Raw genomic sequence first — 16091 nt, forward strand, 5'->3', positions numbered from 1 at the left:
CAGGGGAGTCACCTAGTTCTTGGTGACCTGGATCTTGACGTGCTTGTCGCGCGGGTGCTCCGAAACCGGCATCGTGATCTCGAGGATGCCGTCGGTGTACGTCGCCTTGACCTTCGCCGGGTCGGCCCCGGCCGGCAGGCTGACCGTGCGGCTGAAGGTGCCGTAGTAGAACTCACTGCGGCCGCCTTCGGCGACTTCCTTCGCCTCACGCTCGGCGGAGATGGTCAGCAGCCCGTTGTGGGTGGTCACGGAGATGTGCTTCTCCGGGTCGAAGCCGGGCAGTTCGGCCCGCACGAGGTACCGTCCGTCCTCAGTGGACTCCTCGATCCGGACCGGGTTGTGCTCGGCGAACGGCCAGGGGTTCTCCAGCCACGCCGCGATGCTCGGCAACGCCAGGCGTGAACCCGGCACCAAGGCAGTCATCGTGGTTCTCCTCTCCGCGACGACGGGCGTCGCACCACAAGGAGACCTCGGGCACCGGCTGCCGCGACGCGGCCGGACTACCCGAACACCGAGGACCTTCGTCACCGAAACCGACCGGGCGAACCTTTGGCCCCGTTACCGCAGAAGCTGAGGGCGGGCCGACACGCCGAGGGGGAGGAGCGTGCCGACCCGCTCCGCCAAGGGTGTCGGGCGGAGTCTTCCCCACTCCGCCCGACACCCACGCAGAATAGAACACACGTTCGACTCAGGCAATCCGGGGCCGGTGATCAGCCGACCGGGGCCGACCACTCCACCTTCACGCCCCCATCAGGACCGCGGCCGAGGGTGAACGCTCCACCGACTGCTTCGGCGCGGTCACCCAGGTTGCCCAGCCCGCTCGGCGAGACGTCCTCGGGTAGTCCCTTGCCGTCGTCGACCACGAGAACGCGCAGCACGTCGTCTTTGACCGCGACCGACACCGACAAGGTCGAGGCCTCAGCGTGCCGTACCGCGTTGCTGACCGCCTCGCGGACCACCGCCTCGACGTGCTCGGCCAGCTGGGTGGGCACGGTGTCGATCGAGCCGGACATGCTGACCGTCGGGTGGACCGGCGCGTCGTCGGTGAGCTCGGCGACCGCGTCGTGCAGCCGGTGCCGCAGCCGCAGGCCGGTCTCCCCCGCCACGCCGCCGTGCAGGTCGAAGATCGCCGTGCGGATCTCCTGGACGATCTCGTGCATCTGCTCGATGCTGTCGCCGAGCCGCTTCTGCAACTCCGGCGACTTCGTCCGCCGCTGGGTGCTCTGCATCGACAACCCGACCGCGAACAGCCGCTGGATGACGTGGTCGTGCAGGTCGCGGGCGATCCGGTCGCGGTCACCGAGCACGTCCAGCTCCCGCGCCGCCCGCTGCTGCGCCGCCAGCTGCAGCGCCAGCGCCGCCTGATCGGCGAAGGAGGCCACCACCGACAGCTGGGTCGAGTCGAAGGACCCGGCCCCGGATTCCCGGATCGCGATGAGCACACCGGTCGTCCGGTCACCCGCACGCAGCGGCACGACCAGCGCGGGCCCGAAGCGGTGTTGGCCCAGGTGGAGTTCAGCGACACTGCGGGGTGTGCGGTCCCGGAACACCGCGCCCGGCACGCTGTCCTCGAGCTCGATGTGGAGGCCCGAGAGCTGCGCGGCCCGGGCGCCGGCGCTGACGGTCACGGTCAGGTCGTCGACGTCGTCACCCCAGTCCTCGTCGACGTCGAGCCGCCCGGAGTTCGGCAACGCGAGCATGGTGACGTCCGAGCCGGTCAGCTCCAGGGCCCGGCTGGCGATGGTGGTCAGCGCCTCGGCCGGGTCGGTGCCGCCGAGCAGCTCGGTGGTCACCTCGCTCGTGGCGGCCAGCCACTGCTGCCGCACCCGTGCCTGCTCGTAGAGGTGCGCGTTCTCGATCGCGATCCCGGCCGCCGCGGCCAGCGCCTGCACAACCACCTCGTCGTCGTCGGTGAACGGCTCCCCGTTCTTCTTCTCGGTCAGGTACAGCCGCCCGAACACCTCGTCGCGCACCCGCACCGGGACCCCGAGGAACGAGTGCATCGGCGGGTGGTGCGCCGGGAACCCCACCGACGCCGGATGGGACGAAATCTCCTCCAGCCGCAACGGTTTCGCCTCATCGATGACCACACCCAGCACGCCGTGACCGGTCGGCAAATCACCGATCAGCCGGCGGGTCTCGTCATCGATGCCGACGTAGACGAACTCCGACAGGGAACCGTCCTCGGCCAGCACCCCGAGAGCGCCGTACTGCGCCTCACCGAGTTCCATCGCGGCCTGCACGATCCGCCGCAGCGTCGCGTCCAGCTCCAGCCCGGACGCGACGGCCAGGACGGCGTCGAGCAGGCCATCCATCTTGTCCCGGGTACCGATCAGCAGCTCGATCCGATCCTGCAGGTCGCGCAGCACCTCGCGCAGCCGCAGGCCGGACAGCGTGCCCGCCATCCGTCGCGGACCGGGTCCGTCCGCCGCCAGATTCTCGAACTCGTCCACCGACCCCCGTCCCAATCCCCGCCTCACCGGCCACGGCCTCACCGCTGGCGACTTTCTGCCGGAGACCCTTTCCCCGGACCCGTGCCCGAAGAGATGGTTGCGTTGAGCCACCCGTACGACAGTGTGCCCGCCTGGGCACCGAGGGGAAACCATGACATTGCCCATCACCTCGATCGGCCTGCTGGACCCCGATCAGGCGATGCGGCGAGTGCTCTTGACGGCGACCGCCGCCGGGCTGGACACGTCGTTCATCTCCCAGCCGGTGGAGGTCCCCACGGTCCGGAAGGAACTGCGCCAACTGCTGGGTGGCGGGCTGTGGCCGCAGATCGTGCTGCGGCTCGGCCGCGGCGCACCGGTGCCGTGGACCCCGCGCCGGTCCCTGGCCGACGTCCTGCTGGAGCCGGACCGGCTGAGCGCCTGTGCGGACCGGGGACGGCTCAGCCGTTCTGGTTGCGGAGTTCGGTGGCGAGGACGGCGGCTTGGGTGCGGCGTTCCATGCCGAGCTTGGTCAGCAGCCGGGAGACGTAGTTCTTGACCGTCTTCTCCGCGAGGAACATCCGCTCGGAAATCTGGCGGTTGGTCAGCCCCTCGCCGATCAGCTCCAGCAGCTTCTTTTCCTGGTCCGAGAGATCGGCCAGCGGGCCTTTCTTGGTTTGGTTGTCCCGCAGCTTGGCCATCAGGGCGGCCGCCGCGTGCGCGTCGAGCAGCGATTTGCCCGCGCCGACCTCCCGCACGGCCGAGACCAGGTCCATGCCTTTGATGTCCTTGATGACGAACCCGCTGGCCCCGGCCATCACCGCGTCGAGCATCGCCTGCTCGTCGGTGTAGCTGGTGAGCATCAGGCACTTGAGTTCGGGCAGCTTGGAACGCAGCTCGCGGGCCAGCTCGATGCCGTTGCCGTCCGGCAGCCGCACGTCCAGCACCGCCACGTCCGGATTGAGCGCCGGGATCCGGGCCAAGGCCTGCGACACGCTGCCGGCCTGCCCGATCACGGTGAGGTTCTCGTCCTCGTCCAGCAGATCGGCGACACCACGGCGGACGACCTCATGGTCGTCGACGAGAAAAACGCGAAGCATCCGACCTCCCCAATCCGGTTCGACGGAGATCAGCCTACGACCATCGGGCTCCAGACAGCAGGGACTCGGGACCGTCGGGGAAGTGACCAAGGACCCTCTCGCCGGAAGGCCCGCGGACCGGATGCTGCCGGGGTCAACATCGTCCGCGCGAGCAGGAGAACCGGATGAGCACCCTGGACCTCGCCCGATGGCAGTTCGGGATCACCACCGTTTACCACTTCATCTTCGTCCCGCTGACGATCGGGCTGTCCTTCCTGGTCGCCGGGATGCAGACGGCGTGGGTGCGGACCGGCAACGACAAGTACCGCCGGATGACGAAGTTCTGGGGCAAGCTGTTCCTCATCAACTTCGCCATGGGCGTGGCGACCGGCATCGTGCAGGAGTTCCAGTTCGGGATGAACTGGTCGGACTACAGCACCTTCGTCGGCGACATCTTCGGCGCACCGCTGGCCATCGAAGGGCTGCTGGCCTTCTTCCTCGAATCCACGTTCCTCGGCCTGTGGATCTTCGGCTGGGACAAACTACCGAAGAAACTCCACCTCGCGACCATCTGGATCGCCGCGATCGGCACCGTGCTGTCGGCGTACTTCATCCTCGCCGCCAACTCCTGGATGCAGCACCCCGTCGGCTCGATCGTGAACCCGGCGACCGGCCGCGCGGAACTGAAGGACTTCGGGGCCGTGCTCACCAACTCCACCGCCGTCGGCGCCTTCGCTCACACCATCACCGCGTGCTTCCTCACCGCCGGCATGTTCGTCGTCGGGATCAGCGCCTGGCAACTCCGGAAGAACCGCTCCGCCGACGTGTTCCGCCCGTCGATGAAACTCGCGCTGGTCACCGTGCTGCTCGCCAGCCTCGGCGTGATCGTCACCGGTGACCTGCAGGCCCGGCTGATGACCGAGCAGCAGCCGATGAAGATGGCCGCCGCCGAAGCGCTCTACGACACCGTCGCACCCGCGTCGTTCTCGCTGTTCACCATCGGCTCGCTCGACGGCTCGCAGGAGAAGTTCAGCATCCGCGTGCCCGGCGTGCTCTCGTTCATGGCCACCGGCCACCTCGACGGCCGTGTCGAGGGGATCAACGACCTCCAGGCTCAGGAACAGCAGGTCTACGGGCCCGGCGAGTACCGGCCGGATATCCCGGTCGCCTACTGGACGTTCCGCCTGATGATCGGCTTCGGCTTCCTCTGCCTGCTGATCTCGCTGGCCGGGCTGTGGCTGTTCCGCCGCGGCCGCACCCCACGCGCCCGCTGGTTCTACCCCGCCGCCACCGCCGGGCTCGCCTTGCCCTTCCTCGCCAACAGCGTCGGCTGGATCTTCACCGAGATGGGCCGCCAGCCGTGGTCGGTGTTCGGGGTCCTGAAGACCGCCGACTCGGTGTCGCCCACGGTCCCGGCCGGGAGCGTGCTGACCTCGCTGATCGTCTTCACGCTCCTCTACGGCGTCCTCGCGGTCGTCGACGGCCTCCTGATGGTCCGCTACGCCAAAGCCGGTCCCCCACCACCGGAAGCACCCCACGACACCCCCGAACCCGAGTCCGACGAGCCGCGGCCCGCGGCCTTCGCCTACTAAGCGCCGGAGACCCGCCATGGCCCTCACCGACATCTGGTTCCTGCTCATCGCGGTCCTCTGGACCGGCTACTTCGTCCTCGAAGGCTTCGACTTCGGTGTCGGCACCCTGCTGCGCATCCTCGGCCGCGACGACACCGACCGCCGCGTGCTCATCAACACCATCGGCCCCGTCTGGGACGGCAACGAAGTCTGGCTGCTCGTCGCCGGCGGCGCCACCTTCGCCGCCTTCCCGCTCTGGTACGCCAGCCTGTTCTCCGGGTTCTATCTGGCCCTGCTGCTGGTGCTCGTCGCGCTGATCCTGCGCGGGGTGGCGTTCGAGTTCCGCGGCAAGATCGACAGTCCGCGCTGGCGCAACGTCTGGGACTGGGTCATCGTCTTCGGCTCGGCCGGCCCCGCGCTGCTGTGGGGCGTGGCGTTCGGCAACATCGTCCACGGCGTCCCGCTCGACGCGCAGCACCACTTCACCGGCTCGTTCTTCACCCTGCTCAACCCGTACGCCCTGCTTGGCGGGCTGGCCACGCTCAGCCTCTTCACCTTCCACGGCGCGGTGTTCCTCGCGCTGAAGACGACCGGCGAAATCCGCTATCGGGCCCGGACACTCAGCCGGGCCCTCGGCGGCGCAGCGATCGTGACCGGCGGCGTCTTCCTCGGCTACACCGCGATCGACCACGGCGGCTCGGCGTGGCTGACATCGCTGATCGCCGCGCTGCTGCTGATCGCAGGCGTGCTGTTCACCGCCGGAGAACGCGACGGGCTCGCCTTCGCCAGCACCGCCGGCGCGATCATCGCCGTCACCGTCACGCTGTTCTGGTCGCTCTACCCGAACGTGTTCCCCTCGACGACCGACCCGGCGTTCAGCCTGACCACCACGAACGCTTCCTCGACTCCGTACACGCTGCAAATCATGACCTGGGTCGCGGTCGCGTTCACCCCGATCGTGCTGGCCTACCAGGCCTGGACGTACTGGGTGTTCCGCAAGCGCATCAGCCGGGCGTCCATTCCCGCCGGCGGCGGGCTCCCCGCGGCTCGCCGGTGAAGCCCCTCGACCCCCGGCTGCTCCGCCACACGAGCGCGGTCCGGCCGTTCATCCTCGCCTGCGCCGCTCTCGGCACGCTGACCGCGATGCTGGTGCTCGCCCAGGCGGAGCTGCTGGCGAAGACGATCACCCGGGCCTTCCTCGACGGCTTCGTTCTCCGGGATCTGCTGGTCCCGGTCGGGATGCTCCTGCTCGTGGTGCTCACCCGGTCCGGCATCGCGTGGCTGTCGGAGACGACCGCGCACCGCGCCGCCGCCCGCGCGCTCTCCCAGCTGCGGGAGACCGTCATCGGCTCGGCGCTGCGGATCGGGCCTCGGCAGGCGGACCGCTCCCCCGCCGAGGTCGCGTCCTTGGCGACGCACGGCGTCGACCGGCTGGAAGGCTACTTCGCCCGGTACCTGCCGCAGCTGCTGATCGCCTCCGTCGTCCCGCTGGTGGTCGGCGTGCGGATCCTGGCCGCCGACTGGGTCGCTGCGGTGCTCGTCGGCTTCACCGTACCGCTGATCCCCATCTTCATGATCCTCATCGGGCTCTACACCCAGCGCGACGTCCAGCGGCAATGGAAGACCCTTTCCGTGCTGGGCAACCACTTCCTCGACCTCGTCGCCGGGCTGGCCGAGCTGACCGCCTTCGGCCGGGCCCGCGCCCAGCTGCGCTCGCTGCGAGAGATCACCGAGAAGTACCGCACGCAGACCCTGCGGACGTTGCGCGTCGCGTTCCTGTCCGCGTTGGCCCTGGAGCTGCTGGCGACGTTGTCGGTCGCGGTCGTCGCCGTGTCGATCGGCCTCCGGCTGCTGGCCGGCGAACTCGACCTGCAGACGGCGCTGGTCGTGCTGATCCTCGCGCCGGAGGTCTACCTTCCGCTGCGGGCGGTCGGCGCGCGCTTCCACGACAGCGCCGAGGGCCTCGCCGCCGCGGAAGAGATCATCGCGCTCACCGACACCCCCACCGGCGACACCGGTACTCACACGGTTCCCGACCTCACGCGGGTGGCGCTGCGGTGCGAAGACGTCACGGTCGACGGGCGGTCGGGGCCGATCCTCGACCGGTTCTGCCTCCGCGTTCCTCCGGGCGAGGTCGTCGGCGTGACCGGGCCGAGCGGTGCCGGGAAGTCCACGCTGCTCGACGTCCTGCTCGGCTGGCGCCGTCCCGACCGCGGCCGGGTCCTGCTCGGAGACGTGGATCTCGCCGACATCGGCCGCGCCACCTGGCACCGGCACCTCGCCTGGGTGCCGCAGCAGCCGCACCTCGTCGCCGGGACCGTGGCGGAGAACATCCGGCTCGGCTCTCCCGACGCCACCGACGACGCCGTGGTCGCGGCCGCCGACACCGCGGCGCTCGACGTCCCGCTGTCCACTATGGTCGGAGAACTCGGCGCCGGGCTGTCCACCGGCCAGCGCCGCCGGGTCGCACTCGCCCGCGCGGTCCTGCTCGACCGGCCGCTCATCCTGCTCGACGAACCCACCGAAGGGGTCGACGCGGAGACCGAGGCCGCCATCCTCGACCGGCTGCCGAAGGTCCTCGCCGGACGGACCGCGATGATCGTCAGCCACCACCCCGCGGTGCTGGCCCGGTGCGACCGGGTCGTCACCCTCGGCGCACCCGTCACCTCACCCGCCGCGCCGCCCGCACCCGTCGCCGCACCGGCTGCGACTCGCCCCGCTGTGGCCGCACCGTCCGCCGAAGCGTCCACAGTAGAGGGTCCTGGTTCGAAGTGGCGGCCGTTGCTGGACGCCGCGCGCCCGTACCGGTGGCGCCTGGCCCTGGCGTGCCTCGCCGCGACCGCCGCCCTGGGCTGCGGGGTGGCGCTGACCGCGACGTCGTCGTGGCTGATCGCCAGTGCCGCGCTGCACCCGCCGGTGCTGAGCCTGATGGTGGCGATCGTCGCCGTGCGCACTTTCGGCCTGGCCAAGGGCATTCTGCGCTACCTCGAGCGCCTCCTGTCCCACGACGTCGCCCTGCGCGCGCTCACCGAACTGCGCGTGCGGGTCTGGGCGCAGCTGGTCCGGATCGGGCCGGCCCGCACGTCGCGCCTTCGCCGCGGTGACCTGCTGCACCGCCTGGTGTCCGATGTGGACAGCCAGCAGGACGTCCTGGTCCGCGGCCTGGTCCCCGGAATCTCGACGTTCACCGTGCTCGCCGCGACCGCGGTCACGCTGGGCGTGATCCTGCCCGGCGCCGGGCTCGCGGCCGCCGTGGGCCTGTTCGCGGCCGGCGTGCTCGCCCCGCTGGTGGCGGCGGCGACGGCCCGCCGGGCGCAGCGGGAAACCGCCCGGCTGCGGACCGATCTCGCCGCCGGCACCGTCGAGCTGCTCCAGGCGTCGGCCGACCTGATCGTCCACGACGCGGCGGTGGGCCGGCGCTCCCGGCTGCGGGAACTCGACGCCGGACTGACCGCCCTCGCCCGCCGGTCCGCGATCCGGCGCGGGCTCGGCACCGGGATCGCGACGCTCGGCGTCGGCCTGACCTCCGTCGCCTGCCTCGTGCTGGGCATCCTGGCCGTGCGCGCGGGCACCATCCCCGGGCCGGCACTGGCCGTGCTGGCCCTGACCCCGCTCGCGACCGCCGAACTGGTGGCCGGCCTGCCCGAGGCGGCGCAACGGCTCCTCGGCGCCGGGCACGCCGCGCGCCGGCTCGCCGACCTCGACGCCGTCCCGGCCTCGCAGCCCGAACCCGTTGTTCCTGCGCCCGCCGCGGTGGAGGTGGCGGCCGAGCGGCTCGCCGTCCGCTGGCCGGACAGCCGCCACGACGCGGTCCAAGAAGTCACCCTGCGGATCGGCCCCGGCCGGCGGCTCGCACTGACCGGCCGGTCCGGCGCGGGCAAGAGCACGGTGATCGCGGCGCTGATGCGCTACCTCACCCCGACGGCCGGCCACGTCCTGCTCGACGACGTCGACACCCGCACCTACAACGGCGACTCGGTGCGGGAGCAGATCGCCTGGTGCGGACCGGAGACGCACCTGTTCGACAGCACGCTGCGGGAGAACCTCCGGCTGGCCCGGCCGTCCGCCACCGACGCCGAGCTGACCACCGCACTGGACCTGGCCCAGCTGGGGCGGTGGCTGACCGCCCTGCCCGACGGCCTCGACACGACGCTGGGCACCCACGGAAGCGCGGTATCGGGCGGCGAACGTCAGCGCATCGGCGTGGCCCGGGCACTGCTGTCGGACCGCCCGATCCTGCTCCTCGACGAACCGACGGCCCACCTGGACGCCCCCACGGCAGCAGCACTGGCGGCCGACGTCCTGACGGCGACCGAGGGCCGCTCGACGCTGGTGGTCACCCACCGCCCAGCGGAGTTCGCACCCCTGCCCGCCGTCGACCTGGGCCTCGCTGGTGTGACGACGCCGGATTGAGCCGAGGTGACGGGACAACCGACCGGTTTTCGTCCTTGATCTGTCGAAACGTTCTGGCGGTCGTCAGCCGGCTGGGCAACCTCGAGAACATAGCCAGCCGGCTCCAACGCACAGCTGCGGACGTCCAGCGAGCAGCGAACGACCTGAAGCCGGCATCGGCACCTGCATCATCGGCCCGGCAGGAGGAAGCCGACGCTGGATCTCAAGGTCCCGGACTCGCCTCCTGACGGTCACCTCAGGACAGCGGAACCCACCAGCTCAGTTCGCTTTCCTGCACCTCGGACACGCCGCCCCGGCGGCGCGCCGGCTCGGCGAGCCGAGCCAGCTCGTCCTCCGGCGTCCGGTCGAGCGTGCCGCTGCCGTCGTGGGCGAGGACCACGCTCAGCCGCTCCGCGCCCGAGCGCACCGCCACCTGGACCGAACCCGCGCCGGTGTGGCGGGCGATCAGCCGCAGCCCTTCCCGCAGTGCCGTGATCAGCTCGTCGGCGAGTTCCTCCGGCTGGATCGCGTCGAGCTTGCCGGAGAACTCCGTCGACGCGGTGAGCCCCAGCTCGGCACCGACCTCCGACAGCACCTCGAGCACCCGGTCGTGCAAGCTGCCCGCACGCCGGGGCAGGACTTCGTCCAGCTGGAACACCGTCTCGCGGATCTGGGTGATCACCGTGTCGAGGTCGGCGATCGCCGTCCGGATCCGGCGGCCGACCACCTCCGAGCGGGCGTGAGGTGCTCGGCTCGGCGGTACAGCTCACGCAGCCGCACCACGCGGCGCACGTCCGGCTCGGTCTCCAACCCCGCGATCGCCCGCCGGTAGGCGTGCTCCGCGGCATCCAAGGAAGACGTGGCACAGCGACCAGCGCAGCCACCGAGTTCGCGGAGTCGTGGAACCCGTTGGTGAAGTCGAAGACCAGGGTGATCGTGACCGCCACGGCCGGCGCGACCGCGGCGGTCACGCCTCAGCCTTCCCAGGTCCAGTTCCGGATCTCGGGCAGGTCCTCCCCGTGGGCCAGGATCCACCGGCGATGCCGGCCCTGGGCCTCGGTCATCCGCTGCCGCAGCACACCCGCCGTCGCGACCAGGCCCGGCACCCGGTCGATCACGTCGATCACCAGCTGGAACCGGTCCATGTGGTTGAGCACCAGCATGTCGAACGGCGTGGTCGTCGTCCCGTGCTCGGTGTAACCGCGCACGTGCATGTCGTGGTGATTGGTGCGGCGGTAGGCCAGCCGGTGGATCAGCCACGGATAGCCGTGGTAGGCGAAGATCACCGGGCGGTCCGGGGTGAACAACGCGTCGAACTCGCGGTCGCCGAGCCCGTGGGGATGCTCGGCTTCCGGCTGCAGCCGCATGAGGTCGACCACGTTCACCACGCGCACCGCCAGATCCGGTAGTTCCGCGCGCAGGATCTGCGCGGCCGCCAGCACTTCCAGCGTCGGGGCGTCGCCCGCGCAGCCGAGCACGACGTCCGGTTCACGGTCGGTATGCGTGCTCGCCCACTCCCAGATGCTCACACCCCGGGCGCAGTGCAACGCGGCCTGCTCGGCGTCCAGCCAGTTCGGACTGTCGTTCTTCCCCGCCACGACCACGTTCACGTAGTCCCGGCTGCGCAGGCAGTGCGCCGCGACCTCCAGGAGCGTGTTCGTGTCCGGCGGGAAGTAGATCCGCACGACTTCGGAGCTCTTGTTCGCGACGTGGTCGACGAACCCGGGGTCCTGGTGGGAGAAGCCGTTGTGGTCCTGCCGCCACACGTGCGAGGTGAGCAGGTAGTTCAGCGACGCCACCGGCCGCCGCCACGGGATCTGCCGGTGCACCCGCAGCCACTTGATGTGCTGGTTCACCATCGAGTCGACGATGTGCACGAACGCCTCGTAACACGAGAACAGCCCGTGCCGGCCCGACAGCAGGTAGCCCTCGAGCCAGCCCTGGCACAAGTGTTCGGACAGCACCTCGAGCACCCGGCCGTCCCGAGTGAGGTGTTCGTCGACCGGCTCCACCGCGGCCTGCCACTGCTTGCCGGTGACGTCGTAGACCGCGTCGAGCCGGTTGGACGCCGTCTCGTCGGGGCCGAACAGGCGGAAGTTCGCCCGGTCGGCGTTGAGCGCGAAGACGTCACGCAGGAACCGGCCCAGCGCCCGGGTCGGCTCGGCCTGCGTCGCCCCCGGGGCCGGGACGGCGACGGCGTGGGCCGCGGTGTCCGGCAGGGCGAGCGGGCGCAGGAGGATGCCGCCGTTGGCGTTCGGGTTGGCGCCCATCCGCCGCTCCCCCGCCGGGATCATCGCCGTGACGTCGGCGACCGGGCGGCCGCGTTCGTCGAACAGCTCCTCCGGGCGGTATGAATGCAGCCACTGCTCCAGCTGCCGCAGGTGCTCCGGGTTCTTACGGACCTCCGACAGCGGGACCTGGTGCGCCCGCCAAGTGCCTTCGACCGGCAGGCCGTCCACAACAGACGGTCCGGTCCAGCCTTTCGGGCTGCGCAGCACGATCATCGGCCAGACACCGCGCCGCTCGGCGAGCGTCGCGACCGCCGAGTCGAGCGCGGCGACCATCGCCTGGTGCATCATCTCCGGGTCGCTGCCTTCGACGTAGAGCGGCGCATACCCGTACCCGCGCAGCAGCGCGTCCAGCTCGGCCGGCGCGATGCGCGAGAGCACCGTCGGGTTGGCGATCTTGTAGCCGTTGAGGTGCAGGATCGGCAGCACCGCGCCGTCACGGACCGGGTCGAGGAACTTGTTGGCGTGCCACGATGTCGCGAGCGGACCGGTCTCGGCCTCACCGTCACCGACGACACAGGCCACGAGCAGACCCGGGTTGTCGAACGCCGCCCCGAAGGCGTGCGCGAGCGAGTAGCCCAGTTCCCCGCCCTCGTGGATCGAGCCGGGGACCTGCGGGGCGACGTGGCTGGGCACGCCACCGGGGAACGAGAACTGCTTGAACAGCTCCCGCATGCCCTCGGCATCCCGCGTGATCTCCGGCCACGCCTCGGTGTAGCTGCCTTCCAGCCACGTGTTGGCCAGCAGCGCCGGACCGCCGTGACCGGGGCCGGTGACCATCATCGCGTTCAGATCGTGAGTGAGGATCGCGCGGTTGAGGTGGGCGTAGACGAAGTTGAGGCCGGGTGAGGTCCCCCAGTGCCCGAGCAGCCTCGGCTTGACCTGCTCGGGCCGCAGCGGTTCGCGCAGCAGCGGGTTCGCCATCAGGTAGATCTGGCCGGCCGCGAGGTAGTTCGCGGCCCGCCAGAGCGCGTCCACCTGGGCGAGTTCAGTGCTGCCGAGCACCGCTGGCCGGGCGTCGACGGCGGTCACTTCTCCGGCTCCGGCCGGACGACGAGCACCGGGCACCTGGCATGCTGGGCCAGCGCCTGGCTGGTCGAACCCAGCAGCATCCCGGAGAACCCACCCCGGCCCCGGCTGCCGACGACCACCAACTGCGCGGTCTCGCTCGCCTCGATCAGCACGTGCCGCGGCCGGTCGCGGACCAGCTGCCGACGGATCTCGACGTCGGGGTACTTCTCCTGCCAGCCCGCGAGCCGCTGGCCGAGCAGCCGCTCTTCGCCCTCTTCGAGGCTTTCCGGCTGGGTGAGGATCCGCGCACTGCCGAAGGCGTCCTCGTAGGTGACGTCGTTCCAGGCGTGCACCGCGACCAGTGTCGTCCCGCGCAGCGACGCCTCCTCGAACGCGACGGCGATGGCCTGTTCACTGTTCGGGCTACCGTCGACGCCGACCACGACCGGGCCCGTCACCGGGATGTCGGTGGAGTCCTGCCGGCCGCGGACGACCGCGACCGGACAGTGCGCGTGGCTGGCGACCGAAGCCGCGGTGCCCCCGAGAAGCATGTCGGCGAACCCGCCGGTGCCGGTCCGGCCGACGACGAGCATCCGGGCGTGCCGGGACTCGTCGATCAGCATCGGCACCGGCGGCTCGTTCGGCAGCTCGGTCGAGACGATGAGATCCTTGTCGATCGACGCCGCGACGCTGCGGGCGTCGGCGATGGCGCGTTCCCCGTCCACCTGGATCGCGTCGAACAACGCCTCCGCGCCCGCGCCGAGCAGGCCGCCGCCGTAGTACAGGCCGGCGAGCTGCAACCCGTGCACGATCCTGAGTTCGAGGTGGCGTAAGGAGGCGATCTTCGCCGCCCACGCGACGGCGGCGGTCGAACCCGCCGAACCGTCCACGCCCACGGTGATCCTCGAGTCGATGGTGCTCATCGTGTCTGCTCCTCACCCGCGTAGGCGGTGTCTGCGGCGACGACACCCGGCACGGCCAGCGCCAGCAGCTGGGCGACGTGCCAGTCGGTGTCGTCGTCGAACTGGTCGGTGATGTGGACGCGGCCGTCGCGGACGTCGATCCTCCAGCGGCCACTGCCGCCGTAGATCTCCAAGCGGTGCTTGACATCCCTGGCGATGTCGATGTCCTCCCGCGCGAGCACGCGCACGATGTCGCCGCGGGTGACGATGCCGACGACGGCCGAGCCGTCGACGATCGGCATCGCGCGGATCCGGGCGTCCACCAGCGCCTGACACAGGTCGGCGACATCGGCGCCCGAGCTCATCGCGGTGGCGGGACTGGTCATCACGTCCCCGACCGTCCGCGCGGCGATGGCGGCCTCGTGGTGCTCGTGGGTGTAGCGCGGGTCCGCCGGGATCCAGCCGCGGATCAGGTCGGCCTCGGTGACGATGCCGATCAGCCGATCGTCGTCGTCGACCACGGGCAGAGCGGTGAAGCCGTGCCTGGACAACAGCCCGGCCGCCTCCTTGGCCGACGTCCACGCCTGCACAGTGATCACCGGCGAGGTCATCAGATCGCGTGCGCGCATCGCAAGTTCCTTTCCTGTCACCTCCCAACCTAGGAAGGCCAGACGCCGGCGACCGCTGGCGTCGGTCACCGCTTGCGGGGACTTACGTCCCTTCTCGCGATCACGCCACAAAAGGACGAAGGTCATCCCGGACGTGGCGCCATGCTTCCGGCAGCGCCGCGACTCAGCGTGCACAGGGCTTCCCGCGCGACGACGGCGGCTACGATCACGGCTCCCCCAACCGGTGCCGGGCCAGTAGTGCGAGACCGAGCAGCACGATCACCAGCCCGGCAGTCACCCACTGGACCGGCGCGCGCACGCCGATCACGCCGAACTGGATCGCCAGCCAGCCGGTGAGCACGCCACACGCGGCGAGCGCCGCGATCGGGGCGCGTAAGTCGATCCGCCAGGCGAACACCGAAGCCCACGCCAGCGTGCCACCGATGCCGAGTGCCAGCGCGATCCCGGGCAGCACCCAGCTGGTCAGCCCGAGCGGCGCCAGCCACTCGACCGGCATCGTGAAGCCCGGTGCTCCGACGACCAGTGAGATCCCGCCGTACACCGCGCTCGCGGCGAACAGCGACTCGAACGTGGCCAGCAGCCGCATCGTGGCCCGGGTCCGCAGGGTGCTCACGGTGTTCTCCCGGTCCGCTGGGGCCGCACCACCGCTACCGGGCAGGGCGAGTGCGCGATCAGGGCCTGGCTGGTCGAGCCGAGCAGCATGCCGGTGAACCCGCCGCGGCCGCGGCAGCCGACCACGATCAGCTGCGCGCGCTCGCCGCGCTCCAGCAGCGTCCGCACGGGCCGCCCGCGCGTGACCTCCAGCTCGATCGTCAGGTCCGGGTACTTCCGCTGCCAGCCCACGACCTGCTCGGCGAGCTTGACGCGCTCCGCCGCCGCGATCTCGTCCGGGTTCTCCTCCATCGGATGCGGCCGGAGCGTGCCGTCGGCGAGGACGTCGCTCCAGGTGTGCACCGCGACGAGCCCAGTGCCACGCAGCCACGCTTCCTCGCAGGCGAACGCGATAGCGGCTTCGCTGTCGGGCGAACCGTCGGTGCCGACGACGACCGGTCCCGTGACCGGCGGCGGATCGTGCGGCTTCCGGCCGCGGACCACCACGATCGGGCAATGCGTGTGCGCCGACACCGCGACCGCGGTCGAGCCGACCAGCAGCCCGGTGAACCCGCCCAGTCCCCGCGAGCCCAGCACCAGCAGTTCGGCGTGCTGCGACTCCTGGACCAAGGCGGTGACCGGGCTCCATTCCCGGGCGGCGGTGGTGATGTCGAGGCCGGGGTGCTCGGCGAGCACCGCGTCCCTCGCGTCGGCGAGCCAGCCTTCGGCCCGCTCGGCCAGGCCCGCCCGGACCTGCTCGTGGGTGCCGAACGCGACCGGGGACTTCACCTGCGGCAGGGCGTAAACCTGCACCAGCCGCAGCGGGCGGCCGCGGCGGCGGGCTTCGGCCCCGGCCCACACCCCGGCCCGCAAAGCCGAGCCCGAGCCGTCGATCCCGGCGACGACCGCGCCGTCAACGAAGCCGTGCATGGCCGTCCTCCTCGTGGATCAGGTGCTGGACCCGGTCGTACCGGGTGCGGGCCTGCTCGGCGGCGGCCTGCTCCTCCTCGGCGGTGAGCACGACGGCGTCGGGCCCGGGGAACACCGTCGACACGTGGTCGTCGGCCGTCCAGCGAACGACGTACGGCGGTGTCCCGTCGGCGGAGTGCACCTCGAGGATGCAGCCGCGCTGGTCCGGCACGTCGACCCGCGAGCCTTTGATGACGAGCCAATCGCCCGGCTTCGCGTGCATGGTCCTT

13 protein-coding genes and 1 pseudogene are annotated in these 16091 nt (G+C 71.0%); 4 read left to right on the forward strand and 10 right to left on the reverse strand.

Annotated features, from left to right (window positions below):
* Positions 1-12: 12 nt before the first annotated feature.
* Together AB0M82_RS16540 and AB0M82_RS16545 are read right to left on the reverse strand one after the other, a co-directional pair.
* The gene (locus AB0M82_RS16540; RefSeq protein WP_364722255.1) at positions 13-423 is read right to left on the reverse strand and encodes an Hsp20/alpha crystallin family protein; all 411 of its coding nucleotides are present in this window, start codon (positions 421-423) and stop codon (positions 13-15) included.
* A 287-nt stretch (positions 424-710) separates the two neighbouring features.
* A complete protein-coding gene (locus AB0M82_RS16545; protein ID WP_364722363.1) occupies positions 711-2405 on the reverse strand; it encodes a GAF domain-containing sensor histidine kinase in 1695 nt (564 codons plus the stop codon).
* Between the two features lie 241 nt (positions 2406-2646).
* Here AB0M82_RS16545 and AB0M82_RS16550 point away from each other — a divergent pair.
* Positions 2647-2871: pseudogene (locus AB0M82_RS16550) on the forward strand (hypothetical protein); the annotation flags it as partial.
* Positions 2872-2890: 19 nt separating this feature from the next.
* On the opposite strand, the gene AB0M82_RS16555 reads toward AB0M82_RS16550, so the two are convergent.
* Positions 2891-3529: a response regulator transcription factor gene (locus AB0M82_RS16555; protein ID WP_364722257.1), complete on the reverse strand. Its 639-nt coding sequence runs from the start codon at positions 3527-3529 to the stop codon at positions 2891-2893.
* A 164-nt stretch (positions 3530-3693) separates the two neighbouring features.
* Here AB0M82_RS16555 and AB0M82_RS16560 point away from each other — a divergent pair, with 164 nt between their 5' ends.
* The 3 genes from AB0M82_RS16560 to cydD are packed head-to-tail and all read left to right on the forward strand — an operon-like array spanning position 3694 to position 9492.
* Entirely contained in the window at positions 3694-5100 is a 1407-nt protein-coding gene (locus AB0M82_RS16560; protein WP_364722259.1) for a cytochrome ubiquinol oxidase subunit I, read from the forward strand.
* 16 nt (positions 5101-5116) lie between these two features.
* Positions 5117-6136 carry a cytochrome d ubiquinol oxidase subunit II gene (gene cydB, locus AB0M82_RS16565; RefSeq protein WP_364722260.1) on the forward strand — a complete coding sequence of 340 codons (1020 nt, stop codon included), beginning with the start codon at positions 5117-5119 and terminating at the stop codon, positions 6134-6136.
* A complete protein-coding gene (gene cydD, locus AB0M82_RS16570) occupies positions 6133-9492 on the forward strand; it encodes a thiol reductant ABC exporter subunit CydD (RefSeq protein WP_364722262.1) in 3360 nt (1119 codons plus the stop codon). The genes cydB and cydD overlap by 4 nt, the downstream gene beginning before the upstream one ends.
* Before the next feature lie 235 nt (positions 9493-9727).
* Here cydD and AB0M82_RS16575 read toward each other — a convergent pair whose 3' ends face one another.
* The 7 genes from AB0M82_RS16575 to AB0M82_RS16605 all read right to left on the reverse strand — a co-directional run bounded on the left by AB0M82_RS16575 (position 9728) and on the right by AB0M82_RS16605 (position 16084).
* Complete coding sequence (locus AB0M82_RS16575) at positions 9728-10198, reverse strand: hypothetical protein (protein WP_364722264.1); 471 nt, start codon at positions 10196-10198, stop codon at positions 9728-9730.
* A 247-nt stretch (positions 10199-10445) separates the two neighbouring features.
* Complete coding sequence (locus tag AB0M82_RS16580) at positions 10446-12791, reverse strand: phosphoketolase family protein (protein ID WP_364722266.1); 2346 nt, start codon at positions 12789-12791, stop codon at positions 10446-10448.
* A complete protein-coding gene (locus tag AB0M82_RS16585) occupies positions 12788-13693 on the reverse strand; it encodes a universal stress protein (RefSeq protein ID WP_364722268.1) in 906 nt (301 codons plus the stop codon). Before AB0M82_RS16585 ends, AB0M82_RS16580 begins: the two co-directional genes overlap by 4 nt.
* Entirely contained in the window at positions 13690-14301 is a 612-nt protein-coding gene (locus AB0M82_RS16590; RefSeq protein ID WP_364722269.1) for a CBS domain-containing protein, read from the reverse strand. The genes AB0M82_RS16585 and AB0M82_RS16590 overlap by 4 nt, the downstream gene beginning before the upstream one ends.
* Before the next feature lie 205 nt (positions 14302-14506).
* Positions 14507-14914: a hypothetical protein gene (locus tag AB0M82_RS16595; protein WP_364722271.1), complete on the reverse strand. Its 408-nt coding sequence runs from the start codon at positions 14912-14914 to the stop codon at positions 14507-14509.
* On the reverse strand, positions 14911-15822 hold the full coding sequence (locus AB0M82_RS16600) for a universal stress protein (protein ID WP_364722273.1): 912 nt from the start codon (positions 15820-15822) through the stop codon (positions 14911-14913). The genes AB0M82_RS16595 and AB0M82_RS16600 overlap by 4 nt, the downstream gene beginning before the upstream one ends.
* Entirely contained in the window at positions 15806-16084 is a 279-nt protein-coding gene (locus AB0M82_RS16605) for a DUF1918 domain-containing protein (protein ID WP_364722275.1), read from the reverse strand. The genes AB0M82_RS16600 and AB0M82_RS16605 overlap by 17 nt, the downstream gene beginning before the upstream one ends.
* Between the last annotated feature and the right edge of the window lie 7 nt (positions 16085-16091).

The sequence above is a fragment of the Amycolatopsis sp. NPDC051128 genome, from assembly GCF_040682715.1.
Lineage (GTDB): Bacteria > Actinomycetota > Actinomycetes > Mycobacteriales > Pseudonocardiaceae > Amycolatopsis.

Coding starts and splice junctions, on each gene's coding strand:
- AB0M82_RS16585 (WP_364722268.1), bottom strand. CDS start 13,693: ATGAGCACCATCGACTCGAGGATCACCGTGGGCGTGGACGGTTCGGCG.
- AB0M82_RS16560 (WP_364722259.1), top strand. CDS start 3,694: ATGAGCACCCTGGACCTCGCCCGATGGCAGTTCGGGATCACCACCGTT.
- AB0M82_RS16540 (WP_364722255.1), bottom strand. CDS start 423: ATGACTGCCTTGGTGCCGGGTTCACGCCTGGCGTTGCCGAGCATCGCG.
- AB0M82_RS16600 (WP_364722273.1), bottom strand. CDS start 15,822: ATGCACGGCTTCGTTGACGGCGCGGTCGTCGCCGGGATCGACGGCTCG.
- AB0M82_RS16590 (WP_364722269.1), bottom strand. CDS start 14,301: ATGCGCGCACGCGATCTGATGACCTCGCCGGTGATCACTGTGCAGGCG.
- AB0M82_RS16555 (WP_364722257.1), bottom strand. CDS start 3,529: ATGCTTCGCGTTTTTCTCGTCGACGACCATGAGGTCGTCCGCCGTGGT.
- AB0M82_RS16545 (WP_364722363.1), bottom strand. CDS start 2,405: ATGGCGGGCACGCTGTCCGGCCTGCGGCTGCGCGAGGTGCTGCGCGAC.
- cydB (WP_364722260.1), top strand. CDS start 5,117: ATGGCCCTCACCGACATCTGGTTCCTGCTCATCGCGGTCCTCTGGACC.
- AB0M82_RS16605 (WP_364722275.1), bottom strand. CDS start 16,084: ATGCACGCGAAGCCGGGCGATTGGCTCGTCATCAAAGGCTCGCGGGTC.